Here is a 23,846-nt window from a genome sequence, read left to right on the forward strand (position 1 = left end):
GGAACGCAACGATCCCGGAGCCTCGATGACCCCTGCCGCCGCCGCCCACCGCCACGATCCCGTCGATCCCACCCTGCTCGGCGACGTGCTGGACGGACTGGCCACGCGGCCGCGGAGGCTCGCTTCCAAGTACTTCTACGACGCCCGCGGCTCGGCCCTGTTCGAGGCCATCACCCGGCAGCCGGAGTACTACCTCACCCGGGTCGAGCTGGCCCTGCTGGCCACGCACATGCCAGGCATCGCGGCGGCGGTCGGCGCCGGCGTGCACGTGGTCGAGTACGGCAGTGGCAGCGGCCTGAAGACCGAGCGCCTGCTGGCCGGGCTGCGCGCGCCGCTGGCCTACACCCCGGTGGAGATCTCGCCGGCGGCGCTGGAAGCCTGCGTGGCGCGCCTGCGCCCGCGCTTCCCCGGGGTGGCGATGCTGCCGCTGCAGGCCGACTTCACCCGCCCGCTGCGCTTGCCGCCGCCACCGCGCGCGCCGGCCCGCACCCTGGTGTTCTTCCCCGGCTCGACCCTGGGCAACTTCGTCGAGGCCGAGGCGGTGCGGCTGCTGGCTGCGATGCGCGAGACCATCGGCCGCGACGGGCGCGCGCTGGTGGGCATCGACCTGGTCAAGGACCCGGCGCTGCTGGAGGCCGCGTACAACGACGCCGCCGGGGTCACCGCCGAGTTCACCCTCAACCTGCTGGTGCGGCTCAACCGCGAGCTGGCCGCGGACTTCGACCTGTCCGGCTTCGCCCATGACGCCCGCTACGTCCCGCAGCGCGAGCGCATCGAGACCCGCCTGGTGAGCCTGCGGCCGCAGCGGGTGCACGTGGCCGGCCTGGCGTTCGACTTCGCCGAGGGCGAGGCGATCGAGGTCGAGTACAGCCACAAGTACACCGACCGGGGCTTCTCCGCGCTGGCCGCGCGCGCTGGGCTGGAGGTGGTCGACGGCTGGGGTGGCGAGCCGGAGGGTTTCGGCCTGCGCCTGCTGCGCCAGGCCGCGCGTTGACCGAGGGCAGGCCACGTGCGCCGGCTATCATGCAGCGGATTCCACGTCCGCATACCGCATGAGCCGAGCGACGTCCCGCATCCGCCTGGTCCTGTGCTGCCTGCTGGCAACCGCCTGCAGCGGGCCGGAGGCGCGTGCGCCGCTGCCGGACGCGGCGCCCGCCCCTCCCACAGCGACCGCTACCACCGTGACCAGTCCCACCGTCTTCGGCATGCCTCCCGACTTCGCCGCCTGGCAGCAGTCGCCCGCCACTACCGCCAGCGACACGGCCATCGATGTACCTGGCGTACGCCTGGGCCGGTTCGAGGGCCTGGACGCGGTGCTGGTGGAAACCCCGCACGCCAGCGCGGCGATCGCGCTGTTCGGCGGCCAGGTGCTGTCGTACGTGCCGCGCGGCGGCCAGGACGTGTTCTGGCTGTCGCCGCTGCGCGCGGAACTGCCCACGCCGATCCGCGGCGGCACCCCGGTGTGCTGGCCGTTCTTCGGCCGCGAGGGCCAGGGCGACGACGTGCCCTCGCACGGCTTCGTGCGCACCCTGCCATGGAAACTGGTGGAGGCACGCGCCGCGGACGGTGGCATCACCGTGGTGCTGGAGCCGCCGGCGCTGCAGGGCCTTGACCTGCGCCTGCGCACCGAGGTCCACGTCGGCCGCCACCTGCGCCAGGCGCTGCTGACCACCAACGCCGGCAGCGCGCCGGTGGTCTTCACCGAGGCGCTGCACAACTACTTCCGCGTCGCCGACGTGGAGCAGGTACGGGTCGAGGGCCTGGACGGGCGCACCTACTTGGACAAGAACGACGGCTACCGCGCCCACGCCCAGCACGGCGACTGGATCCTGGCCGATCCGCGCGACCCCGGCCGCAGCGACCGCACCTATCCCGCCGCCGGCGGCCGCTACCGCCTGGTCGATCCGGGCCTGGGCCGCGCGATCGAACTGCAGGTGGAGGGCGGTCGCAGCGCGGTGGTGTGGAATCCCGGCGCGCAGGCGGCGGCGAAGATGGCCGACGTCGGCCCGCACTGGCGCCAGTTCCTGTGCGTGGAGGCGGCCAATGCAGGACCGGACCTGGTCGCTCTGGCGCCCGGGCAGGCGCACGCGCTGGTGCAGGCCATCGCCGTGCAGCCGCTTTGACCGGGGCCGGCCGCGTGCGTGCCTGCGTGGTTGTCGGCACCCATCGCCGCGCGCCCGCGCGGCGTCTGCCCGATAATGCGCGCCTGTCTCCAGCCGGCCACCCCGCGTGAGTCCAATCGCTTCCCACCGGCGCACGGCCGCGCTGGTCTTCATCTTCGTCACCGTGCTGATCGACGTGCTGTCGTTCGGCGTGATCATCCCGGTGCTGCCGCATCTGGTGCAGGAGTTCACCGGTGGCGACCTTGCGGCCGCGGCGCACTGGGTCGGCATCTTCGGCATGGTGTTTGCCGCGGTGCAGTTCCTGTCCACCCCGGTGCAGGGCGCGTTGTCGGACCGCTACGGCCGGCGTCCGGTGATCCTGGTCTCGTGCCTGGGCCTGGGCCTGGACTTCGTGGTCATGGCCCTGTCCACCTCGCTGGCCATGCTGCTGGTGGCGCGCATCATCTCCGGCGTGGCCTCGGCCAGCTTCACCACCGCCAACGCCTACATTGCCGACGTGACCCCGCCCGAGCGCAGGGCCAGGAGCTACGGCATGATTGGCGCCGCCTTCGGCCTGGGCTTCGTGGTCGGGCCGATGATCGGCGGCTGGCTGGGCGGGATCGACCTGCGCCTGCCGTTCTGGTTCGCCGCCGGGCTGGCGCTGCTGAACTTCCTCTACGGCGTGTTCGTGCTGCCCGAATCGCTGCCGCCGGAACGGCGCACGGCGCGCTTCGACCTGGCCCATGCCAACCCGTTCGGGGCGATGGTGCTGCTGCGCAGCTACCCGCAGGTGTTCGGCCTGGCCGCGGTGGTGCTGCTGGCCAACCTGGCGCACTACGTCTATCCCAGCGTGTTCGTGCTGTTCGCCGAGTACCGTTTCGCCTGGGGCCCGCGCGAAGTGGGCTGGGTGCTGGCCGGCGTGGGCGTGATGAGCATCATCGTCAACGCCCTGCTGGTCGGGCGCGTGGTGCGCGGCCTGGGCGAGCGCCGCACGCTGCTGCTGGGCCTGGGCTGCGGCGTGACCGGTTTCGCGATCTACGGCTTTGCCGGCACGCCCTGGCTGTTCCTGCTGGCGCTGCCGGTCAGCGCACTGTGGGCGCTGGCCTCGCCGGCCACGCAGGCGCTGATCACCCGCCAGGTCGGGCCGGAAGCCCAAGGCCGCATCCAGGGCGCGCTGATGAGCCTGGTGAGCCTGGCCGGCATCGTCGGCCCGGTGCTGTTCACCAGCGTGTTCGCGCTGTTCATCGGCGAGCGCACACCGGCGCACCTGCCGGGCGCGCCGTGGCTGCTGGCGGCGCTGCTGCTGGGCGCGGCGTTCGCGGTCGGCTGGCGTTACGCGCACCCGCCTGCGGAATAAGCGGCGCGGCCACCCGAAGGTGGCCACGCCGGTGGATCAGTCGTTCTCGACGTTGAGGATGCGGCCATCCTTCGGGTCGACGCGTAGCTCGACCTTCTGCCCGTCCTTGCGCTCGCCCTCCGCCTTCCAGATGCCGTCGTCGAAGTCCACGTCGTGGATCTTCGAGTAGCCGGCGGCGGCCAGGCGCGCCTTCACGTCCTCGGCGCTGAGGCTGGACACCTGGTCATCGGCATGGATGCGGCCCTCGGCGTCCACCCGCACGTCGACCCGCTTGCCGTCGGCGCTGGTGGCGTCGGCTTCCCACATGCCGTCGTCGAACTCCACGTCGTTGATCCGGGTGTAGCCGGCGCTGGCCAGCAGCGCGCGTACCTGGACCTCGGTCAGGGCCTGGCTGGCGGCCTGCTGGCGCTCGGCGCCCGGTGCATTGGCCGGCTTGGCCTGGTCGGTCTGCTGCGCGGTGGCCGGCAGCGCCAGCGCCAGGGCGACCATCGCGGGGAAGTAAAGGCGGGCGGTACGCTTCATCGCAGTCTCCTGCTTCGGGTGTGGCTGCACCCTGCCGCGCCGCGGCTCAGTGGCGGGTGAACGGCAAGGTTCTGACGCCGCCGGCGTTCAGCGCGGTGAACGCGTCGTGGCCCGCGCTGCTTTTGCTAGGCTGCACCCCATGGATGGAACCACCCCGCTTCCCGACGGCCCCGGCGCCGCGCCCGGCCGGCCGCGCGAGGACGCCGCGTGGCGCACCCTGCAGGCTGCCACCGCAGGCCTGCACGCGCAGGTCGAGTCGGTGCCGCTGATGGCGGCGTTGATGTCGCCGGCGGTCGACGAGGACATCGTGGCCGAGGTGCTGCAGGCGCTGCTGCGCATCCACGCCGGCTGGGAACAGGCCAATGCCGCGCGCCTGCAGGCGCTGGCCTGGCCCTGGCGTCCGCGTGCCGAGGGCCTGCGCTACGACCTGATGGCACTGGGCGTGCGTCCCGATACCGGGCAGGTGCCGGGACCGGTCGCGGGCTGCGAGGCCGAGGCCTGGGGCATGCTCTACGTGGTCGAGGGCTCGGCCCTGGGCGGGCAACTGATCGCCCGCCACCTGCGCGCGCATCTGCCCGGGGTGGGCGCCGCGGTGCGCCACTTCGAATCCGCCGAAGGCCCCGGCTGGCCGGCGTTCCGCGCCGCCTTGGAACAGGCGCTGCCGGATGCCGGCCGCCGCGCCCGTGCGGTCGCCGGCGCGCAGGCGATGTTCACCCACTTCCATGGCCAGCTGGCCCGCAACAGCGTCGTCCGCGACGACGCAGGAACCGTTCCCGCATGAGCCTTGCCCCCGAAGCGCCGGACCTCGACGCCTGCGCGCGCGAGCCGATCCACATCCCCGGTTCGATCCAGCCGCACGGCATCCTGCTGGTGGTCGACCCGGCCGACGGCCGCGTGCTGCAGGCCAGCGCCAATGCCGCCGCCGAGCTGCTCGGCGGCCAGGGCCAGGTGCAGGGCCAGCGCTGGGAAGAACTGCTGCAGCTGGCGCCGGCGCAGGCCGCGGCGCTGCGCCCGGTGGAGCAGGCGGTGCACCTGGCGCATGCGCCGTGCACCGTGGTGCGCACCGGCCTGTCGCGTTGGACCGCCGCCTGGCACCTGTACCCGCAGCGCTGGCTGCTGGAACTGGAACCGGCCCAGGGCGCGCAGTCCCTGGCGCTGGGCGATGCCCTGCGCGCGCAGCGCGAGATCGACCGCGCCCCGGACATCGCCGAGGCCGCGCGCCACGCCGCCGCCGAAATCCGCGCGCTGGCCGGCTACGACCGGGTGATGGTCTACCGCTTCGACGAGGAATGGCACGGCGACGTGATCGCCGAGGTGCGCCGTCCCGGCCTGGAGAGCTACCTGGGCCTGCACTACCCGGCCAGCGACATCCCCGCGCAGGCGCGCGCGCTGTACCTGCGCACCCGCATCCGCCAGATCGTGGACGTGGGCTACACCCCGGTGCCGGTGGAGCCGGCGCTGGACCCGCGCGACGGCCAGCCGCTGGACCTCAGCGACGCCGCCCTGCGCAGCGTCTCGCCGGTGCACTGCGAATACCTTTCGAACATGGGCGTGGCCGCGACCCTGGTCACCTCGCTGGTGGTCAACGACCGCCTGTGGGGCCTGGTCGCCTGCCACCACTACCAGCCGCGCTTCGTCGACCAGACCGTGCGCGAGGCCTGCGAGGCGGTGAGCCAGGCCCTGGCCGCGCGCGTGGGCAGCCTGGAGGCGATCGCGCGCGCGGAGGTGGAGCTGTCGCTGCTGACCGTGCGCGAGAAGCTGATCACCGCCTTCTCCGAGGCCGAGGGCTTCACCCCGGAACTGCTCACCGACCTGGCCGGCGACCTGCTGGACGTGGTCGACGCCGACGGCGTGGCGGTGTTCCATGGCGAGCAGCTCAGCCGCCTCGGCCACACCCCGGACGAGGCCGGCCTGCGCCGCATCCGCGCCGCGCTGGAGACCAGCCCCGGGGTGCGCCGCGAGACCGACCACTCCGGCATCCTGCACGTGTCCGAGATCGGCGCCCTGTTCCCCGAACTGGGCGACCTGGCGCCCGATGCCGCCGGCTTCATCTACGTGCCGCTTCAACCACAGGCGCGCAGCGCCCTGCTGTGGACCCGGCGCGAGCAGGTGCGCACGGTGAACTGGGCCGGCAACCCGCAGCTGGCCAAGCTGGAGGACATCCCCGGCCGGCTGTCGCCGCGCAAGAGCTTCGAGCTGTGGCAGGACACCGTGCGTGGCCGCTCGCGCGCCTGGTCGCCGCTGCACCTGGACTCGGCGCGCAGCCTGCGCGTGCTGATCGAACTGATGGAGCGCAAGCGCGACCGCCAGGACCTGGTACTGCTGGAGGCGACCCTGGCGCGCATGCGCCACGGCGTGGCCATCATCGAACGCACCGGCGAACCGCCGCGCAGCCGCCTGGTGTTCGTCAACCCGGCCTTCGCCCGCGCCAGCGGCACCGTGGCCTCGGCCGCGCTGGGCCTGGACCTGCGCGAACTCGACCCGGCGCTGGCCGCCGCGATCGCCGAAAGCGACCTGGAAGGCCGCCTGGCCAGGGGCGAACCGCTGCGCGAACTGCTGCCCCTGTGCGGCGAGGACGGCCGTCGCACGCCATGGATCTTCGAGTTCGAACCCCTGCCCGAAACCGGCGCGCACTGGCTGCTGCAGCTGCGCCCGGCGGGCGGGCCGTAACCAGGGCAGGGGCGCCGCCACGCGCTGTGACGTTACCGCGGAGCGCGTATACGTAGCCCGGGTAGGCGAAGCGCAGCCGGGTTCCCGCTTCCCGTGGGAGAGGGCGGGGCGCCGATGCCTTTCCCGGGTGCGGGCGTGCGGCCTCCGGCCTTGGCCGGCTGCGCAAGCCGAAGCGTCGCGCTTCAACGGTGCGGGGCCGTGGCGACGGCCCGGGTGTTGTCGCGTTTCAACCGCGCAGGGGCGCGATGCGCCTCCGGCCTTGGCTGGGCTACGAAGCCAGCTCCATCCGCGTCTCGCCCAGCGCTGCACCCATCGGCCCCCAGCGCCGTTCGACGATCAGGCCGCCGCCGTCGCGCGCCAGCAACACCACGGTGCTGGCGCGGGTGCCGTATTCGGCGCCGCGGATGAAGGCGGCCGACAGCCAGCGCTCGCGCTCCAGGCCGATGCCGGTGTCCGGCAGCGCTTCGTCCGGATGGATACGGTCGTCGGCCAGCGCGTCGAACAGGGGCGCGAGGTTGCCGCCATCGCCGCCGGCATCCAGCCATGCCTGCAGGCGCGAACCGAGTGCCATGGCCTTCGGCCAGGTCGAATCCAGTGCCGCATTGGAAAGCGTGTGCACGCCGGGCCCGACCACGGCGCGCCGCGGCGCCGGCCGGTTGCTGGTCCACGTGCAGTGTCGGCGATCGGCCAGCAGCAGGTTGAAGGGGCGATAGGTACCAGCGCACGGGAGCAGGTCGCGCGAGGCGCCATCGGCATCCTGGCTGCCGCGCAGCCAGTCGCTGGCCAGCAGGCCGCGCGAAAGCCCGTCCTGCGGCGCGCGCAGGTCGCGCACGTTGGTCACCAGCGCGCAGCGTCCGGCATCGTCCACGCCCAGCCAGGTACCTCCAGCCTCGAGGTCGCGCCCGGCAACGATGCCCGGCGCATCCTCCCAACGCGCCAGCGCCGCGGTCGGGCGTGCATGGAACTCGTCGCGGTTGCCGGCCAGCACCAGCCGCCAGCGCGGATGCGCGTCCCAGGCGAAGGCGACGACGCACATCAGGCCGGCCTCAGCGCCTGCCGCTTGCGTACCGCGGCGATCCAGCGCGCCGCCACCGCCGGCGAGGTGATGCACACCGCCTCGTCGGTGACCGTGGTCACCGCGCGCTCCAGCAGCTGGATGTCGGCCTCGTGCTGGCGCGCCACGTGCGGGTCCTCGAAGAACACCGCGCGCTGGCAGCGGCGCTCCAGCACCAGGTCGGCGATCTGGGCGTCGCCACCCATCGGGCCGCTGAGGAAGCGGTGCACCCAGGGCGTGTCCTGCGGCCAGCCGCGGCTCCAGGCCATCTCGTTGAGGCGCTGGCCGGTGGTGCCGGTGGCCACGCGGCGGCGGAAACGCGACAGCACGTCGTAGTTCTCGGCGGCGAAGGCCAGCATCTGCGGCTTCATCGCGTCGTGCGCGATCAGCGCCAGGGTCTGCGACTCGAAGGCGTGGAAGTGGTCGGCGCCCGGATCCGGCGCCAGCCCGGCATGGATGCGCTCGACCTCGATCCAGTCGCGCGCGCTGGCCACGGTGGAGATGAAGGGCTTGCCGTGGATCACGCACTGGCGCTTGAGCGCGATCGCCTCGGGGAACACCGAGGACGGATCGACCGGGTCGATCAGGTAGATCGCCCCGTCCAGGGTGCGCGCATCGCCCTCCATGCCCACGACCTCGGCCACCAGCTTCATCAGCCCGCCGTCGCGGCCGTAGGGATAGCGCTTGAGGCCTGCGTAGCCGGCCAGCATGCCGGCGGCGACGATGGCGTCATGGGTGCGGCCGACGGCGTGCAGTTCCAGCCCCAGCTCGCGGATGCCCTGGCCACTGGCGCGCAGCCAGCGGAACAGCGCGGCGTCCTCGGTGGCGTGGTGCAGGCGGTTGGCGGCAAGACCCATGCGCATAGGCGGCACTCCCCGGTGGTGGATGCCGCAAGTCTAGCCGGGGTCGGAGCGGAATCAGTTGGCGCGTGTCCGCCTCGCTGCCGGTCCCCGACCCCTCCCCCCGGAGGCGGAGGGGCCTATCCCCTGGGAGGGGGCCGGGTCACTTCGATGAGGCGGCCACCTTCGCCGCGTACGCCTGCGCCTGCTCCAGTACGCGCAGGATGTTGCCGCCCCAGATGTTGGCGACCTGCTGCTCGGTATAGCCGGCCTGCAGCAGGCGCTCGGTGATGCGCGGGATCTGGGAGATGTCGGACAGGCCCGCCACCCCGCCGCCGCCATCCCAGTCGGCGCCGATGCCCACGTGGTCCGGGCCGGCGACCTCGAGGATGTGCAGCAGGTGGCGCATGTAATCCTCGAAGGTGGCCTCGGCCACCGGGTAGCGGCGGTCGATCTCCTCGCGCTTGCGCGCCAGCTCGCGCAGCACCTCGGGGCTGCGGCCGCCCTTGGCCTCGGCTTCCTCGTACAGCGCGCGCAGTGCGGCCTGGCGCTCCGGGATCACCGGGGTATCGACCAGGTAGGCGCCCAGCGCGTTGACCTGGATCACCCCGCCGTGCGCGGCCAGCCTGCGCAGGCGCTCGTCGTCGATGTTGCGCGGGTTGTCGTGCACCGCGTCGGCCGAGCTGTGCGAGAGCACGAACGGCACCTTGGACAGCGCGATCAGGTCGTCGAACACCGCGTCGGAGGAGTGTGACTGGTCGAGCACGATGCCCAGGCGGTTGGCCTCGGCCACCAGCGCCTTGCCCGCCGGGCTCAGCCCGCCCCACTCGGCGCCTTCGCCCTCGCGCGGGTTGGAGGAGTCGCCGAACTCGTTGTTGCCGATATGGGTGATGCCCAGCATGCGCAGGCCCTGGGCATGGAAGAACGACAGCAGGCTGGGATCGGCGGCCAGCGGCGAGGCGTTCTCCATCGAGATGAACACCACCTTCTTGCCGGCGGCCTTGATCCGGCGCGCATCGTCGGCGGTCAGCGCCAGCTCGAACTTGTCCGGATGCCGGGCCACCATCTCGCGGATCTGCAGCAGCCGGCCCAGCGCCTCGTCGCGGGTGCGGCGGTTGCTCTCCGGGCTGCGGTCGCCCTGGCCGGTGTAGATCACCCAGAAGCCGCCATCGAGGCCGCCCTCGACCATGCGCGGGTAATCCACCTGCGAGAACGGGCCTTCGTCGCGATGGTCGTCGACGATGCTCCAGCCCGGCCGCCCGAGGTTGAGCGGGGTGTCCAGGTGGGTATCGAGCACCAGCATGCGGTCGTGCAGTGCCCGTGCGGGCGAGGCGGCCGGCTTGGCGGCGTGGGCGGGAAGTGCGGCGGCAAGCGCCAGGGCGAGCAGGGCGGGGACAGCGGTCTTGCGCAAGTTCGTTCCTCTCGGCTTTACAGGTCCACGCTCAAGGTGACCTGCCAGGTACGGTCGGGCCCCGGCCGGTAGGTGGCCGGGCCACTGACCACCGGGTTGATCGTGCCAAGGTAATCGCGGTCGAACAGGTTGTCGACGTTGATCCGCAGCCGCGCGTTGCGCAGCAGGCCCTGGCCGAACGCCTCCCCGCCCAGGTCCAGGTAGACGTTCCACACCGCGTAGCCGCCGACCTTCTCGGTGTTGGTGTAGTTGCTGTAGCGCTCGCCCACGTAGCGCCCGGAAAGGTTGAGCACGCCCCAGCGCCCGGCCTCCCAGGTGATGCCGGCCTGCGACAGCCACTGTGGGCTGTCCGGCACGCGGTTGCCGGCGATGGCGAAGGTGGAGAAGTCGTCCTTGAACTCGGCCCGGTTCCAGCTGAGGTTGCCATTGAACGCCACCCGGTCGCCCAGCACGCGCGGCTTCCACACGCCGCTGGCTTCCACGCCGTAGGCCTCGACCTCGCCCACGTTCTGGAAGAAGGTCTCGGTGGTGCCGCTGCCGGGCACCGGCGAGGCATAGGCCTGCAGGCGGTTGTCGAAGCGCGAGGAATACAGCGCGACCACGCCGTTGAAGGTGGCGCGGTTGCTGCGCAGGCCCAGTTCCAGGTTCTCGGCGGTCTCCGCCTCCGGGCCCGGCGCGGCCGGACTGGCCTGGGAATAGATGTCGTCCGCGCCCTGCGGCAGGGCGAGGGTCTGCGACCAGGAGGCGAACAGCTGCTCGCGCCCGAACGACCAGACCACGCCGGCCTGCGGCAGGAAGCCGTCCTTCCAGTTGTCGCGGATCACCGGGCGGCGGCCGGCGATGTAATCGCCGGGGTTGCGCGCGCCGGCGATCTGGTAGTCCAGGTCCAGGGCCTTGGCGCCCAGCTCGATCGCCAGGCGCTCGTCCAGCAGGCGCCAGGTGTCCTTCAGGTGCAGCTGGGTGCTGCGGCGGGTGGACCAGAAGTCGCGCTGCAGGTGCACCGGTTGGTCCAGCAGCGGCCGCCCGGCGGGGTTGCCGCCGGCCTGGTTGTAGCGTGCCTGGGTGCGGTGGTACTCGTCGCGCTCGCGCCAGGCGCCCACGTCCAGGGTATGCGCGCCCACCACCCAGGTCGCCGCGGCCACCAGGCCCTCGCGGGTGCCACCGACCGTGGACAGCCCATACTGCAGTCCCAGCGGCGCGTGCAGGCCGGGGACCAGCAGGCGCTGTGCGTTGTGGCTGGACAGCGAGGTCGCGTAGGCCTCCGGCGAGACGCCATAGCCGTCCTTGTCCTCGTAGTAGGCGGTGGCGCGCAGTTCCACGTCCGGACCGGCCACGAACACGCCGCCAAGCCCGTACAGGGTGTCGGTGCGCTGGTTGATCGCCTGGCGGTAGTACTGGTTGTGCGCGGTGTGGCTGTAGGCGACACCGGGAACGGTCGCCGGCAGGTCGGGCACGTAGCCCAGGTAGCCGAAGTGGCGGCCGCTGCGGCCGAACAGGTCGCCGGCGCTGCCGTGGTACTGGGCCTTGCTGATCGACGGGGTGTCGTAGTCGAAGAAGTCGTTGTGCACCACCTTCAGGTCCAGCGTGCTGCCGTTGGCCCACTGGTAGCGGGCCCTGGCCTCCAGGTGCTCGCGGTCGATGGTGCCCGGCCCGCGCCACAGCCTGCTGTCGATCTTGGAGCGGCTGATGTAGCCGGAGAAGCCGCCGTGCTGGCCGCTGTCGAGCTTGATGAAGCTGCGGTTGAGGTCGTCGGCGCCGAAGGTCTGCGACAGCTGCACGCCAAACTCCGCCGCCGGCGCCAGGCTCTGGTACTGCACGACCGGGCCGAGCGAGGCGTAGCTGGGCAAGGCCACGTCGCCGGCGCCCTGCGAGGCGGTCACTCGCCAGGTGTTCTCGTTGTCCACGTAGCGGAACACCGGGCTGCCGCCGAACTGGTCGCTGCGGCCCAGGGGGATGCCGTCGAGCACGAAGCCGATCTGGCGGAAGCCGAACGCGCGCACGAACACCGAATTGCCGAACTCGTAAAGGCCCAGCGCATCGTTGGCCTGCACGTTGAAGCCCGGCAGCGACTCCAGCATCTTCAGGCCGGAGACGCCGGCCGGCGCCGACAGCAGCGCCTCGTGGTCGATGGCGATGGTGTTGCGCACCTGGTCGGTGCCAATGGCGATGTCGGCCTCGGCCACGCGGGCACCGCTGACGACCACCTTGTCCAGGGTGGTGGCCTGGGGCTCGGCAAGCGCGGGCAGGGCGAGGGCATGGCTGACGGCCAGGGCGAGGGCAAGACGACGGCGCGCGGCGGCCGTGGCGACGGGCTGCTTCATGGGTGCGGTCTCGTGTGGGGGCGCCGGCCCGGGAACGGGCGTGCGGCTTATGACGGGAACGACTTTAGGAGCCGGTCACAAACCCAGTCCATGCCCGCAAGCGCGATTCCTGATGGCGATTCGCCAACAGGAAATGACGCGCGGTGCTGTCCCCCGCGCGGGCTCATGTGGTCCGCCGCGGCCGTGACACCACCCGCACGATCACGCCCGCCACCAGGCCCCAGAACGCCGCGCCCACGCCCAGCAGCGACAGCCCCGAGGCGGTGACCAGGAAGGTCACCAGCGCCGCCTCGCGCTCGTCCGCCTCCTGCAGCGCGGTGGCCAGGCTGTTGCCCAGGGTGCCGATCAGGGCGATGCCGGCGATCGCCAGCACCAGTGCCTGCGGGAACGCGGCGAACAGCCCCGCCACGGTGGCCCCGAACAGCCCCACCAGCAGGTAGAAGATCCCGGCCCACACCGCCGCCATGTACCGCCGCGCCGGATCGGCGTGCGCTTCCGGACCCATGCAGATGGCCGCGGTGATCGCCGCCAGGTTCAGCGCGAACGCCCCGAATGGCGCCAGCAGCAGCGTCGCCACGCCGGTCCATCCGACCGCCGGCGACACCGGCACCGGATACCCGGAGGCGCGGATCACCGCCACGCCCGGCACGTTCTGCGAGGCCATGGTCACCACGAACAGCGGCAGCGCCACGCCCAGCACCGCGCCCAGGCCCAGGCGCGGCGTGGTCCATTCCGGACGTGCCAGTTCCAGCCGCAGCTGGCCCACGTCCAGCTGCGCGGTCAATGCCGCCACCGCGGTGCCCGCGGCCAGGGTGAGGATGATGGCGTAGCGCGGCCACAGCCGCCGCGAGGCCAGCCACGCCACCAGCATGGTGAGCACCAGCAGCGGTTGCGCCTGGATCGCGCCGAACGCATCCACGCAGAAGCGCAGCAGCACGCCGGCGAGCATGCCCGAGGCCAGCGACAGCGGGATCCGTCCCAGCAGCCGCTCGAACACGCCGGAAAAACCTACGGCCGTGATCAGCAGGGCCGACAGCAGGAAGCCGCCGATCGCCTCGGCCATCGGCACGCCGGCCGCGCTGGTGACCAGCACCGCGGCGCCAGGCGTGGACCAGGCGGTGACCACCGGCATCTTCCAGCGCAGTGACAGGCCGATGCAGGTCGCGCCCATGCCCAGCCCCAGCGCCCACATCCACGAGGCGGTCTGCCCCGGCGTGGCGCCCATCGCCTGCGCCGCCTGGAACACGATCGCCGCCGAACTGGCGAAGCCCACCAGCACCGTGACAAAGCCGGCGGCAATGGCGGATACGGAGTTGTCGCGCCACAGGCGCCTGGGCAGAGACTCGGCTGGCATGCGGGGATTGTGGTGCAACGGCGGCGGGTCGGTGACGGGAATGATGCAACGCGCCTGCCGGCTCGCGCCGGGAAAACGCCGGGGCGTGGGGGCGTGCGGGGCGGGGCACCCGACTCCCCCCAGCCCCTCCACCCGGTTGGGGAGGGGAGTGCAGTTGCTTAGCCCGGGTAAGCGAAGCGCACCGCGCCGCTACAGTGCCAGGGCGCCAGCGAGGCCTGGCGCGTCGCCACGCGCCGCGACATCACCGCCGGGCCGCGCTTTTGCGTAGCCCGGCTAAGCGAAGCGCAGCCGGGACGCACACGTGGATCTGCGTGACGCAGAGGAATCCACATGGCGGGCGCGCCACCCCGGATGCGGCCCTCGGCCTTATCCGGGCTGCGGACGATACGGGCCACGGCGGCGCGGCTTGGCCGGGGATCCGACGCCCTTACCCACCCCCCCTCCCGGTGGAGGGAGGGAGTTCGACCCCGGGCGGGGCGTTGGCTCAGGCCACCGCTTCGGCGTACTGCGGCGTGCGCACCGGCGGCTGGGCACCCAGCAGTTCGGCGATGCTCGCCGCCGCGTCGCGGCCTTCGGCCACGGCGGTCACGACCAGGTCGGCACCGCGCACGGCGTCGCCGCCGGCAAACACGCGCGGATGCGAGGTCTGGTACGGCAGGCGCTCGCCGCCGCCGGTGAGGATGCGGCCATTGGAGGTGCCCTCGATGCCGAGCTTCGTCATCCACTCGGGCACGGTCGGCGAGAAGCCGAAGGCGATGATCACCACATCGGCCTCGATCACCGACTCGCTGCCCTCGATCGGCACCGCCACGCGGCGGCCGCGCGCATCCGGCTCGCCCAGCTTCGTCTCGACCACGCGCACGCCGGTGACCCGGTTGAGCTCGTCGGTCTCGATCGCCAGCGGCTGGCGGTTGAACAGGAAGCGCACGCCTTCCTCGCGGGCGTTGGCCACCTCGCGCGCCGAGCCGGGCATGGAGGCCTCGTCGCGGCGGTAGGCGCAGGTGACGCGCGCCGCGCCCAGGCGGATCGCGCTGCGCACGCAGTCCATGCCGGTGTCGCCGCCGCCCAGCACCAGCACGCGGCGACCGGCCAGGTCGGGCAGCTTGATGTGGTCTTCCCAGCCGGCGATCGGCCGGCTCTGCGCCGTGGCCGGATCGGCGCCGGTGACGATGCGCCCGTTCTGCACCAGGAACGGCAGCGCCGGCAGCACGCCCTCGGCGTCCTGGCCCGGCAGGCCGCCATCGGTGTAGCGGTAGGCGCCGGTGCCGAGGAACACGGCGTCGTACTCCTCCAGCAGCTGCTCCAGGGTGACGTCGCGGCCGACCTCCACGCCCAGCCGGAACTGGATGCCCATGCCCTCCAGCACCTCGCGCCGGCGCGCAATCACCGCCTTGTCCAGCTTGAAGGTGGGGATGCCGAACTGCAGCAGGCCGCCGATCTGCTCGTAGCGGTCGTAGACCACGGCCTGGATGCCAACCCGCGCCAGGCGGTCGGCACAGGCGATGCCGGCCGGGCCGGCGCCGACCACCGCCACGCGATGGCCGGTCGGCTCCACCGCCGACAGGTCCGGGCGCCAGCCCTGCTCGAAGGCGGTGTCGACGATGTACTTCTCCACCGCACCGATGGTCACCGCGCCGAAGCCGTCGTTGAGCGTGCAGCTACCCTCGCAAAGACGGTCCTGCGGGCACACCCGGCCGCACACCTCCGGCAGCGGGTTGGTGCTGTGGCACAGCTCGGCGGCCTCGCGGATGCGGTTCTCCTGCACCAGCTGCAGCCACTGCGGGATGGCGTTGTGCACCGGGCACTTCCAGCTGCAGTACGGGTTGCCGCAGTCCAGGCAGCGGCCGGACTGGTGGCTGGCCTCCTGCGCGCCGAAGCGGCCGTACAGCTCGCCCCAGTCGCCGGCGGTGCGCAGTTCCACCGGGATGCGCCGCGGCATCTCGCGCGGCATTTCCAGGAACTGGAAGACTTGCTTGCGACTCATTACGCGGCCCTCCGCAGGCTGTCGGCCAGCGATTCGATGCTCGCGGCCTTGGGCTTGACCAGCCAGAACTTGCCCACGTAGTCGCGGAACTCGTCCAGGATCTGCTGGGCCCAGATGCTGCCGGTCAGCTCGCGGTGGCGGGTGATCAGCCGGTGCAGGTGCTGGCGGTAGCTCTCGAAGCCCTCCGGGCTGATGCGATGGATGTCGATCAGCTCGTGGTTGTAGCGGTCCACGAAGTCGCGGTCCTGGTCCAGCACGTAGGCCAGGCCACCGGTGAAGCCGGCGCCGAAGTTCAGGCCCACCCGGCCCAGCACCAGCACGCAGCCGCCAGTCATGTACTCGCAGCAATGGTCGCCGGCGCCTTCCACGACCGCCAGCGCGCCGGAGTTGCGCACGGCGAAGCGCTCGCCGGCGCGGCCGGCCGCGAACAGCTCGCCGCCGGTGGCGCCGTACAGGCAGGTGTTGCCGATGATCGGGGTGCTGCGCGCCTCGAACCGCGCACCGCGCGGCGGGCGGATCACCAGGCGGCCGCCGGCCATGCCCTTGCCGACGTAGTCGTTGGCCTCGCCCTCCAGCTCCATGTGCAGGCCGCCGGCGTTGAACGCACCGAAGCTCTGGCCCGAGGTGCCGCGGAAGTGCAGGGTGAGCGGCGCGTCCTCCATGCCGTGGTTGCCGTGCAGGCGGGCGATCGTGCCGGACAGGCGCGCGCCGATGCTGCGGTCGGTGTTGTGGATCAGGAAGCGGTGGTCGCCGCCCTTCCTGTCGCGGATCACGTCGGCCAGCTGCACGTCCAGCTGGGTGGCCAGGCTGTCCGGCGACTCGTACAGGCGCGCGGCGGCGCAGCGGTCCTCGTCGCGCGGGCTGGGCACCAGCAGCCTGGACAGGTCCAGGCGCACGCCTTCGCGCGGGGCGGCCTCGATCTGCCGCAGCAGGTCGGTGCGGCCTACGATCTCGTCCAGCGAGCGCGCGCCCAGGTAGGACAGCCAGCCACGCACTTCCTCCGCCAACAGGCGGAAGAAGTTCTCCACCCGCTCCGGCAGGCCGGTGAAGTGGTCCATGCGCAGGCGCTCGTCCTGGGTGGCCACGCCGGTGGCGCAGTTGTTGAGGTGGCAGATGCGCAGGTACTTGCAGCCCAGCACGATCATCGGCGCGGTGCCGAAGCCGAAGCTGTCGGCGCCCAGCAGCGCGGCCTTGACCACGTCCAGGCCGGTTTTCAGGCCGCCGTCGGTCTGCAGGATGGCGCGGTCGCGCAGGTCGTTGGCCACCAGCGCCTGGTGCGACTCGGCCACGCCCAGCTCCCACGGCCCGCCCGCGTAGCGGATCGAGCTGACCGGGCTGGCACCGGTGCCGCCGTCGTGGCCGGACACGGTGATCAGGTCGGCGCCGGCCTTGACCACGCCGGCGGCGATCGTGCCCACGCCGGCGTGGCTGACCAGCTTCACCGAGACCAGCGCCTGCGGATTGACCTGCTTGAGGTCGTAGATCAGCTGGGCCAGGTCCTCGATGGAGTAGATGTCATGGTGCGGCGGCGGGCTGATCAGGCCGATGCCGGGGCGCGCGTAGCGCAACCGTGCGATCAGCTCGTTGACCTTGTGCCCCGGCAGCTGGCCGCCCTCGCCGGGCTTGGCGCCCTGGGCGATCTTGATCTGCAGCACCTCGGCGTTGACCAGGTACTCCGGGGTGACGCCGAAGCGGCCGGAGGCCACCTGCTTGATCTTGGAGCGCTTCTCGGTGCCGTAGCGGGCCGGGTCCTCGCCACCCTCGCCGGAGTTGGAGCGGCCGCCGAGGCGGTTCATGGCGATGGCCAGCGCCTCGTGCGCCTCCGGCGACAGCGCGCCCAGCGAGATGGCGGCGGTGTCGAAGCGGCGCAGCAGGTCCGAGGCCGGGGCGACTTCCTCCAGCGGCACCGGGGCGTCAGCCGGCTTGAGCTCCAGCAGGTCGCGCAGCGCCGACGGCGGGCGCGAGTGCACCGCCTCGGTATAGGCCTTCCAGTCCTCGGCGCGCCCGGTGCGGGTGGCCTTCTGCAGGCTCATGACCACGTCCGGGTTGTACATGTGGTACTCGCCGCCGTGGACGTACTTGATCAGGCCGCCGACCTCCGGCTTCTTCAGCTCGTTCCAGGCCGCCGCCTGCAGGGCGCGGGCGTCCGCGTCCAGCCGCGCGAACCCGGCGCCGCCCACCCGCGAGGGCGTGCCGCCGAAGCACAGGTCGACCACTTCCTTCTCCAGGCCGACGATCTCGAACAGCTGCGCGCCGCGGTAGCTGGCGATGGTGCTGATGCCCATCTTCGAGATGATCTTGCTCAGGCCCTTGTACAGGCCCTTGCGGTAGCTGCGGCCGATCTGCGCGACCTCGCCCTTCTTCAGCTGCAGGATGCCGCGCCGGCCCATGTCGAACAGGGTCTGGTACGACAGGTACGGGTACACCGCGGTGGCGCCGTAGCCCAGCAGGCAGGCCATGTGGTGCGCGTCGCGCGCGGTGCCGGTCTCGATGATGAGGTTGACGTCGCAGCGCAGGCCGACGTTGCACAGGTGGTGGTGGACCGCGCCGGTGGCCAGCAGGGCGTGGACCATCGGTCGCTCCGGCACCGGGTAGCGGTCGGACAGCAGCAGCAGGACGATGCCATCGCGCGCGGCCTGCTCGGCCTCGCGGCAGATGCGCTCGATGCCCGCCTTGAGCCCTTCCTCCGGCGCATAGGACAGGTCGATCAGCCGGTTCTTGTCCGCGTACTGCGGCATCTTCAGCAGCTCGCGCAGCTTGCGCTGGCTCAGCACCGGCGAGTTGAGGATGACGTGGTTCACCGTCTCCGGGCCGGCATGGAAGATGTTGGTCTCCTTGCCCAGCTGGGTGTACAGCGACATCACGCAGTCTTCCCGCAGCGGGTCGATCGGCGGGTTGGTCACCTGCGCGAACGCCTGGCGGAAATAGTCGTACAGCGGCCGGCTGCGCTGGCTGAGCACCGCCATGGGCGTGTCGTCGCCCATCGAGCCGGTGGCCTCCTGCTCGGTCTCGGCCATCGGCCGCAGCACCAGCTCGACCTCCTCGGTGGTGAGCTGGAACAGCTTGTGGTAGCTGCGCAGGGTCTTCTCGTCGAACGGCTCCTCGGCCAGCGACGGGTCGATCAGCTCGGTCTGCAGCCAGGTCACGCCCTGGTGCAGCCACTGCTTGTACGGGGCGCGGGTGCGGTTGATGCGGTCCACCGCCTCGCTGTCCAGCAGGTCGCCGCGGCGCAGGTCGATGGCGATCATCTCGCCCGGGCCAAGCTTGCCCTTGCGCACGATGCGCTCGGTCGGCACCTCCCACACGCCGGCCTCGGAGGCGACGATGAAGTGGCGGTCGGAGGTCAGCATCCAGCGCGAGGGACGCAGGCCGTTGCGGTCCAGGGTGCAGCAGGCGTAGCGCGCGTCCATGGAGACGATGCCGGCCGGGCCGTCCCACGGCTCGGTGTTGAGCGCGTAGAACTCGTAGAACGCGGCCAGGTCCGGGTCCTTGAACTCCAGCGACTGGGTCGCCGGCGGCACCAGGATGCGCAGCGCCTGGATCAACTCCATGCCGCCGTTGACCAGCAGCTCGAGCATGTTGTCCAGGCTCTGCGAGTCCGAGCCGTGCATGGAAACAATGGGCTCCAGCTCGGCGATGTCGAAGCGCGGGGTCTTCCACACCTTGCCGCGGGCCTGCGCCCAGCGGCGGTTGCCCTCGATGGTGTTGATCTCGCCGTTGTGGGCGAGCATGCGGAACGGGTGGGCGAGCGGCCAGCGCGGCAGGGTGTTGGTGGAGAAGCGCTGGTGGAAGACGATGGCGCTGGAGGCCAGTTCGGGGCGCTGCAGGTCCAGGTAGAAGCCGGAGAGCTTGTCCGGCAGGACCATGCCCTTGTAGCCGATGGCGTGGGCCGCGAGGGTCACCACGTAGTAGTCGGCGATGTCGGCGAGCTGCTGCTCGCTGCGGCGGCGCGCAAGGAACAGCGCCAGGTTGAAGCTTTCCTCGTCCTGCCCTTCGCCGGCCTGGACGTAGATCTGTTCGATGAGAGGCAACGTTTGCCTTGCCAGTTCCCCACAGACACGCGTGTCTGTGGGTACAGTCCGCCAGCCGAGGATGCTGAGGCCGGCGCGTCGGAGCTCATGCTCCAGGGTTTCGCGACAGCGCTGCGCCAGCGCCTGCTCGTCCGGCAGGAACACCAGTCCGGAGGCGAAGCGCGCGGCGTCGTCCAGGGCGATGCCGGCTTCCCGCGCCAGGGTGCGCAGGAAGGTGTCCGGGCGCCGGATCAGCAGGCCGCAGCCATCGCCGGTGAGGCCGTCGGCGGCCACGCCGCCGCGATGGGTCATGCGCGAGAGCGCGGCGATCGCGGTGTCGACGAGCGCGCGCGAGGGCTGGTCGTCGAGCTGGGCGATCATGCCGAAGCCGCATGCGTCGCGCTCGGAGGAAGGATCGTAGAGCCCGTGCGGTTGCTGGTGCCCGTGGCGGTTGCGAAGGGCCATCTGTGCCTCGAGTAAAGCGGGCATCCGGGTGCGTTTTCCCGAACGCTGGCGAGGGCGGCACCGCACAACGTTTCAGTAGAAACGTGCGCTACCCGTTTGCCGCCGGAATACCCGAATTAAGCACAGTTGTTGCGGTGCCGCAAGGTGCCGCGGCGCACGGAAAATACATGCAATTGCAACCGTCGTCCGTGCGCCGCGCGCAGCGGCGTATTCAGCCGCAGCGCAGGGACACGATCTGGTTGGCCTCGTCCACTTCCACGTTCAGGCGCGCGCCGTTGAACTCCAGCGTCACCGCCTGGCCCGGCTTGAGCACGCGCACCGAATCGGCACCGGCATCGGTCCGCGCCTGCTCGACCAGTTCGTCGCTGGCGGTCTCGCCGACCAGGCCCTGCACCGGCGCGGCATCGCAACTGGGCGGCGGCGGCGGCTCGGTGGCGGCCGGCCCGGTGTCGGCGGCCGACTCCAGCGCCTTGCGCGCGGCAAGCAGCGCCTGCTGCTGCTCCTCATCGTCGCTCAGGGTGCCGTTGTTGCCGGCGCAGGCGGCCAGGCCCAGCAGGACCAGCGGAAGCACGAGGCGGGGACGGAAGCGCATGGGCAGTCTCCGGGTTGGAATTCGACGGCACAGGTTAAGGGGCGCGCATTCGCGAAGCGTTAACCGTTGCATGTTGACGCGCCGGATGCGGCCGCCCGCCGAGACTGGCGCTCCCCCAACCCGCGGAAGCTCCCCTGGCCACCCCCGTCGCCGCCGCCGATCCGGAAGCCGCCCGGCGCGATGCCGACCGCGCCGGCCTGGTCTACGTGGCCGACACCGACCCGGGCATCCGCCGCCGCAGGCAGGGCCGCGGCTTCGGCTACCGCGACCCCGCCGGCCATGCGGTGCGCGACCGCGCCACCCTGGCGCGGATCCGCGCCCTGGCCATCCCGCCAGCCTGGGCCGACGTATGGATCTGCGCCGACCCGCGTGGCCACCTGCAGGCCACCGGCCGGGACGCCCGCGGCCGCAAGCAGTACCGCTACCACCCGGAGTGGGCGCTGCATCGCGGCCAGGGCAAGTTCGAGCGCATCCTCGCCTTCGGCAAGGCCCTGCCGGCGCTGCGCCGGCGCATCCGCCGCGACCTGGCCCTGCCCGGCTACCCGCGCGAGAAGGTACTGGCGATGGTGGTCGCGCTGATGGACCACACCCTGCTGCGGGTGGGCAACGAGACCTACCGCCAGCAGAACCGCTCCTACGGCCTGACCACCCTGCGCAACCACCACATCCGCTTCCTGGCCGGCGGCCGCGCCCACATCTCGTTCCGCGGCAAAGCGGGCCAGCCGCAGGAAGCGGTCGTCGACGACCGCCGCCTGGCCCGGCTGGTACGCCGCTGCCGCGAACTGCCGGGCCAGTGTCTGTTCCAGTACCGCGACGACGACGGCAACGTGCAGCCGGTGCAGTCCAACCAGGTCAACGACTACCTCCGCGAGACCATGGGCGAAGCCTTCACCGCCAAGGACTTCCGCACCTGGGGCGGCACCGTGGCCGCGATGCGGGCCCTGGCCGTCCTGGGCGAAGCCGCGGCCTCGGAGCGCGAGTGCAGCCGGCAGCAGGTGGAAGTCGTGCGCGAGGTGGCCTCGCTGCTCGGCAACACGCCCTCGGTGTGCCGCAAGGCCTATATCGACCCCTGCGTGTTCGACGGCTGGCGGGACGGAAGCCTGGGCCGCCGTTGCGCCGGCTGCCGGGGCGACCGGCAATGGGAACAGGCGGCGCTGGCCTTCCTCCGCCGTGCCCACCGCAGGTCGGTGGCGGCCGCCGGCCGCCCGCCGGTGCTGCCGTAAGAGGTCAGCCGCAGCGCAGGGCGGTGATGGCGTTGTTGCTGCCGGTCTCGATCACCAGGCGCGGCCCGCCGGCGCCCCCGGTTTCGGGCTCCGGCAAGGTGGCACTGGCCGGGCGGTCGCCCTGGCCCCGCACCAGCAGGACCTCGGTGCTGTCGCTGTCCACCCGCGCGCGTTCCACGGTGGTGGCCGACGCCGCCAGCCCGACCGCGCCGCGCACCCTGTCGGTATGGCACTGCCCGGAGACCATCCCGTCGATCGGTTCGATGGTCTGGGCCAGGGGCGAGGAAGCGCAACCGGCCAGGGCCAGGCAGCCGGGCAGGGCGAGGAGGGCAAGTCGCATGGGGGGTCTCCGCAGGGGAATCAGGCCCGCAAGCCTGTCGCCCCGCGCGTCGCAGCCCGATGAAGGCCGGTGACCCCAAAAGACAAGCCCCCGCCGCAAGGCGAGGGCTTCGATATGGCGCGCCCGGAGGGATTCGAACCCCCGACCAATGGCTTCGGAAGCCACTACTCTATCCGGCTGAGCTACGGGCGCGTGGCCGGATAGCTTACCGGATAGCCGGGAGAACCCAAAGCCCCGCCATCACCGGAAATAGGCCTGGGTGTTTGGATGGACCGAGGCGTCGGTCAGTGCTTCCCCTGCCGTGACCCAGCGATAGGCGCTGTGCTGCTCGTCCGGCGGTCGAAGGTCGGCTTGTGCCGCGTCAAGCCGGTGCGCCAGCACCACGTAGTGGGTACCGGCGTCGCCTCCGGTGAAATCCTCCTCGTAGAAGTGGTCGTACAGCCCGAGGAGGGAGGACGCCGCGCGCTCGATGGACGAGCCAAGTTCGGCCTCGGTGATGCGCCGGAAAGCGGCGTCCAGCGGCTCGTTCTTGCGGATCCGGCCACCGGGTACGAACCAGTAACCCTTGGCCGGGGGATTGTTGCGTCGGCCGACCAGGTAACGGCCCTCCTTATCCACCACAACCAGGTCGATGGATACCAGCGGGGCATGGCGGACAACGGCAAGGAAATCACCCACGGCGAGCGGCGGCGGTGCACTCATACGGCCTCTTGGGGAATAGAGGTGGCGTGACACAATAGGCACCGGATAACACACGGGGCAAGCCTCGGAAGGCGACGTTGCGGCATGAACTGGCAGTGGTTCGTTGCCCCGGGCAGCGCACTCTACCTTGGACCGCTGGCAATCCTTGCCGGGGCCGCAGTGCTTTATCGCGAACGCGCGCGCAAGGCGGTGATGGGCTGGTGGTCGGCGATTGCATTTGCGTGCGGCATGACCGCGGCGAGCAAGATTTCCTTCTATGGTTGGGGTACGGGCATCCGCGCCTGGGACCTGACCTGCTTCAGCGGCCATGCCGTGATATCGATGGCGGTCTGGCCGGTAGTCGGGATGCTCGCAGCGCCCACTTCGCGCCCTGGATTACGTGCAATCGGAACGGTTTCCGGGCTCGTCCTGGCGGGTCTCATCGGGTACTCGCGTATCCCGTTGGGGGCGCACCCGCCTTCCGAAGTCATCGCGGGCACCCTGCTCGGCGGCCTGGTGGGCACCGCGGGTTGCCTGTTGCTCCGCCATTACCGCCTGCCGGGGACACTTCTTCCAGCTGTCGGTCTGGTCCTGCTCGCGACGATGACCATCCCACGGGGAGCAGCTCCGGTCCTGCCAAGCGAGCGCTGGTTTGCCGCCATTGGAACGGCCCTCTCGGGGCGTGAAGCGCCCGTGAGCAGAAAGAAGTGGCGTAATGCGGATGGCATCACAATTTCACACCACGTACACTTGAGACCATAGCCCGCGCGGAAGAAGGTATCCGCGGGAAGGTCTCAGGGGGATGCATCGATGTTGATGTTTTTTGCCGGCGTGCTGTGTGGCGCATGCTTCGGAGCTGTCGCGCTGGGCATCTGCCGCTCGTCCAGCGACGCGCGCGATACGCACTGAATCGTAAGCTTC

At 71.5% G+C, this 23,846-nt stretch carries 18 protein-coding genes and 1 tRNA gene; 7 read left to right on the top strand and 12 right to left on the bottom strand.

The window, feature by feature from the left end:
• Positions 1–25: 25 nt before the first annotated feature.
• The 3 genes from egtD to EIM48_RS05260 all read left to right on the top strand — a co-directional run bounded on the left by egtD (position 26) and on the right by EIM48_RS05260 (position 3,459).
• Positions 26–994 carry an L-histidine N(alpha)-methyltransferase gene (gene egtD, locus EIM48_RS05250; RefSeq protein WP_125109206.1) on the top strand — a complete coding sequence of 323 codons (969 nt, stop codon included), beginning with the start codon at positions 26–28 and terminating at the stop codon, positions 992–994.
• A gap of 187 nt (positions 995–1,181) precedes the next feature.
• Entirely contained in the window at positions 1,182–2,123 is a 942-nt protein-coding gene (locus EIM48_RS05255; RefSeq protein WP_233581634.1) for a D-hexose-6-phosphate mutarotase, read from the top strand.
• A gap of 106 nt (positions 2,124–2,229) precedes the next feature.
• Entirely contained in the window at positions 2,230–3,459 is a 1,230-nt protein-coding gene (locus EIM48_RS05260; protein WP_125111205.1) for a TCR/Tet family MFS transporter, read from the top strand.
• A gap of 36 nt (positions 3,460–3,495) precedes the next feature.
• Here the strand turns inward: EIM48_RS05260 and EIM48_RS05265 are convergent, their stop codons facing one another.
• Positions 3,496–3,981, bottom strand: coding sequence for a PepSY domain-containing protein (locus EIM48_RS05265; RefSeq protein ID WP_037035195.1), 486 nt, complete (start codon positions 3,979–3,981; stop codon positions 3,496–3,498).
• A gap of 139 nt (positions 3,982–4,120) precedes the next feature.
• Between EIM48_RS05265 and EIM48_RS05270 the strand changes: the two genes are divergently transcribed.
• The gene (locus tag EIM48_RS05270) at positions 4,121–4,762 is read left to right on the top strand and encodes a biliverdin-producing heme oxygenase (RefSeq protein WP_125111206.1); all 642 of its coding nucleotides are present in this window, start codon (positions 4,121–4,123) and stop codon (positions 4,760–4,762) included.
• The gene (gene bphP, locus EIM48_RS05275; RefSeq protein WP_125111207.1) at positions 4,759–6,651 is read left to right on the top strand and encodes a bacteriophytochrome BphP; all 1,893 of its coding nucleotides are present in this window, start codon (positions 4,759–4,761) and stop codon (positions 6,649–6,651) included. The genes EIM48_RS05270 and bphP overlap by 4 nt, the downstream gene beginning before the upstream one ends.
• Positions 6,652–6,919: 268 nt before the next feature.
• On the opposite strand, the gene EIM48_RS05280 is transcribed toward bphP, so the two are convergent.
• From EIM48_RS05280 to EIM48_RS05315, 8 genes are all read right to left on the bottom strand, one after another.
• Positions 6,920–7,687, bottom strand: a complete 768-nt coding sequence (locus EIM48_RS05280; RefSeq protein WP_028915727.1) for an NRDE family protein — start codon at positions 7,685–7,687, stop codon at positions 6,920–6,922.
• Positions 7,687–8,568 (bottom strand): methylglyoxal synthase, encoded by an 882-nt coding sequence (locus tag EIM48_RS05285; protein WP_019399287.1) that lies wholly within the window; start codon positions 8,566–8,568, stop codon positions 7,687–7,689. The genes EIM48_RS05280 and EIM48_RS05285 overlap by 1 nt, the downstream gene beginning before the upstream one ends.
• A gap of 139 nt (positions 8,569–8,707) precedes the next feature.
• A complete protein-coding gene (locus EIM48_RS05290) occupies positions 8,708–9,955 on the bottom strand; it encodes a dipeptidase (RefSeq protein WP_028915728.1) in 1,248 nt (415 codons plus the stop codon).
• 17 nt (positions 9,956–9,972) lie between these two features.
• Complete coding sequence (locus tag EIM48_RS05295) at positions 9,973–12,276, bottom strand: TonB-dependent receptor (protein ID WP_125111208.1); 2,304 nt, start codon at positions 12,274–12,276, stop codon at positions 9,973–9,975.
• Between the two features lie 163 nt (positions 12,277–12,439).
• Positions 12,440–13,630, bottom strand: coding sequence for a benzoate/H(+) symporter BenE family transporter (locus tag EIM48_RS05300; protein WP_125111209.1), 1,191 nt, complete (start codon positions 13,628–13,630; stop codon positions 12,440–12,442).
• Positions 13,631–14,114: 484 nt separating this feature from the next.
• On the bottom strand, positions 14,115–15,614 hold the full coding sequence (locus EIM48_RS05305) for an FAD-dependent oxidoreductase (RefSeq protein ID WP_125111210.1): 1,500 nt from the start codon (positions 15,612–15,614) through the stop codon (positions 14,115–14,117).
• Complete coding sequence (gltB, locus tag EIM48_RS05310; protein ID WP_125111211.1) at positions 15,614–20,089, bottom strand: glutamate synthase large subunit; 4,476 nt, start codon at positions 20,087–20,089, stop codon at positions 15,614–15,616. The genes EIM48_RS05305 and gltB overlap by 1 nt, the downstream gene beginning before the upstream one ends.
• Positions 20,090–20,300: 211 nt before the next feature.
• Positions 20,301–20,681, bottom strand: coding sequence for an I78 family peptidase inhibitor (locus EIM48_RS05315; RefSeq protein WP_019399281.1), 381 nt, complete (start codon positions 20,679–20,681; stop codon positions 20,301–20,303).
• Positions 20,682–20,815: 134 nt separating this feature from the next.
• Here EIM48_RS05315 and EIM48_RS05320 point away from each other — a divergent pair, with 134 nt between their 5' ends.
• Positions 20,816–21,904 (top strand): DNA topoisomerase IB, encoded by a 1,089-nt coding sequence (locus EIM48_RS05320; RefSeq protein ID WP_125111212.1) that lies wholly within the window; start codon positions 20,816–20,818, stop codon positions 21,902–21,904.
• A gap of 4 nt (positions 21,905–21,908) precedes the next feature.
• On the opposite strand, the gene EIM48_RS05325 is transcribed toward EIM48_RS05320, so the two are convergent.
• The 3 genes from EIM48_RS05325 to EIM48_RS05335 form a co-directional block, all read right to left on the bottom strand.
• The gene (locus EIM48_RS05325) at positions 21,909–22,244 is read right to left on the bottom strand and encodes a hypothetical protein (RefSeq protein ID WP_125111213.1); all 336 of its coding nucleotides are present in this window, start codon (positions 22,242–22,244) and stop codon (positions 21,909–21,911) included.
• A gap of 115 nt (positions 22,245–22,359) precedes the next feature.
• Positions 22,360–22,436: transfer RNA gene (locus EIM48_RS05330), tRNA-Arg, on the bottom strand.
• Positions 22,437–22,484: 48 nt separating this feature from the next.
• Positions 22,485–22,946: a GDP-mannose mannosyl hydrolase gene (locus EIM48_RS05335; RefSeq protein ID WP_125111214.1), complete on the bottom strand. Its 462-nt coding sequence runs from the start codon at positions 22,944–22,946 to the stop codon at positions 22,485–22,487.
• Positions 22,947–23,030: 84 nt separating this feature from the next.
• On the opposite strand from EIM48_RS05335, the gene EIM48_RS05340 reads away from it, so the two are divergent.
• Positions 23,031–23,687, top strand: a complete 657-nt coding sequence (locus tag EIM48_RS05340) for a phosphatase PAP2 family protein (protein WP_125111215.1) — start codon at positions 23,031–23,033, stop codon at positions 23,685–23,687.
• The last annotated feature ends 159 nt before the right edge of the window (positions 23,688–23,846 follow it).

The sequence above is a fragment of the Pseudoxanthomonas sp. SGNA-20 genome, from assembly GCF_003931635.1.
GTDB lineage: Bacteria > Pseudomonadota > Gammaproteobacteria > Xanthomonadales > Xanthomonadaceae > Pseudoxanthomonas.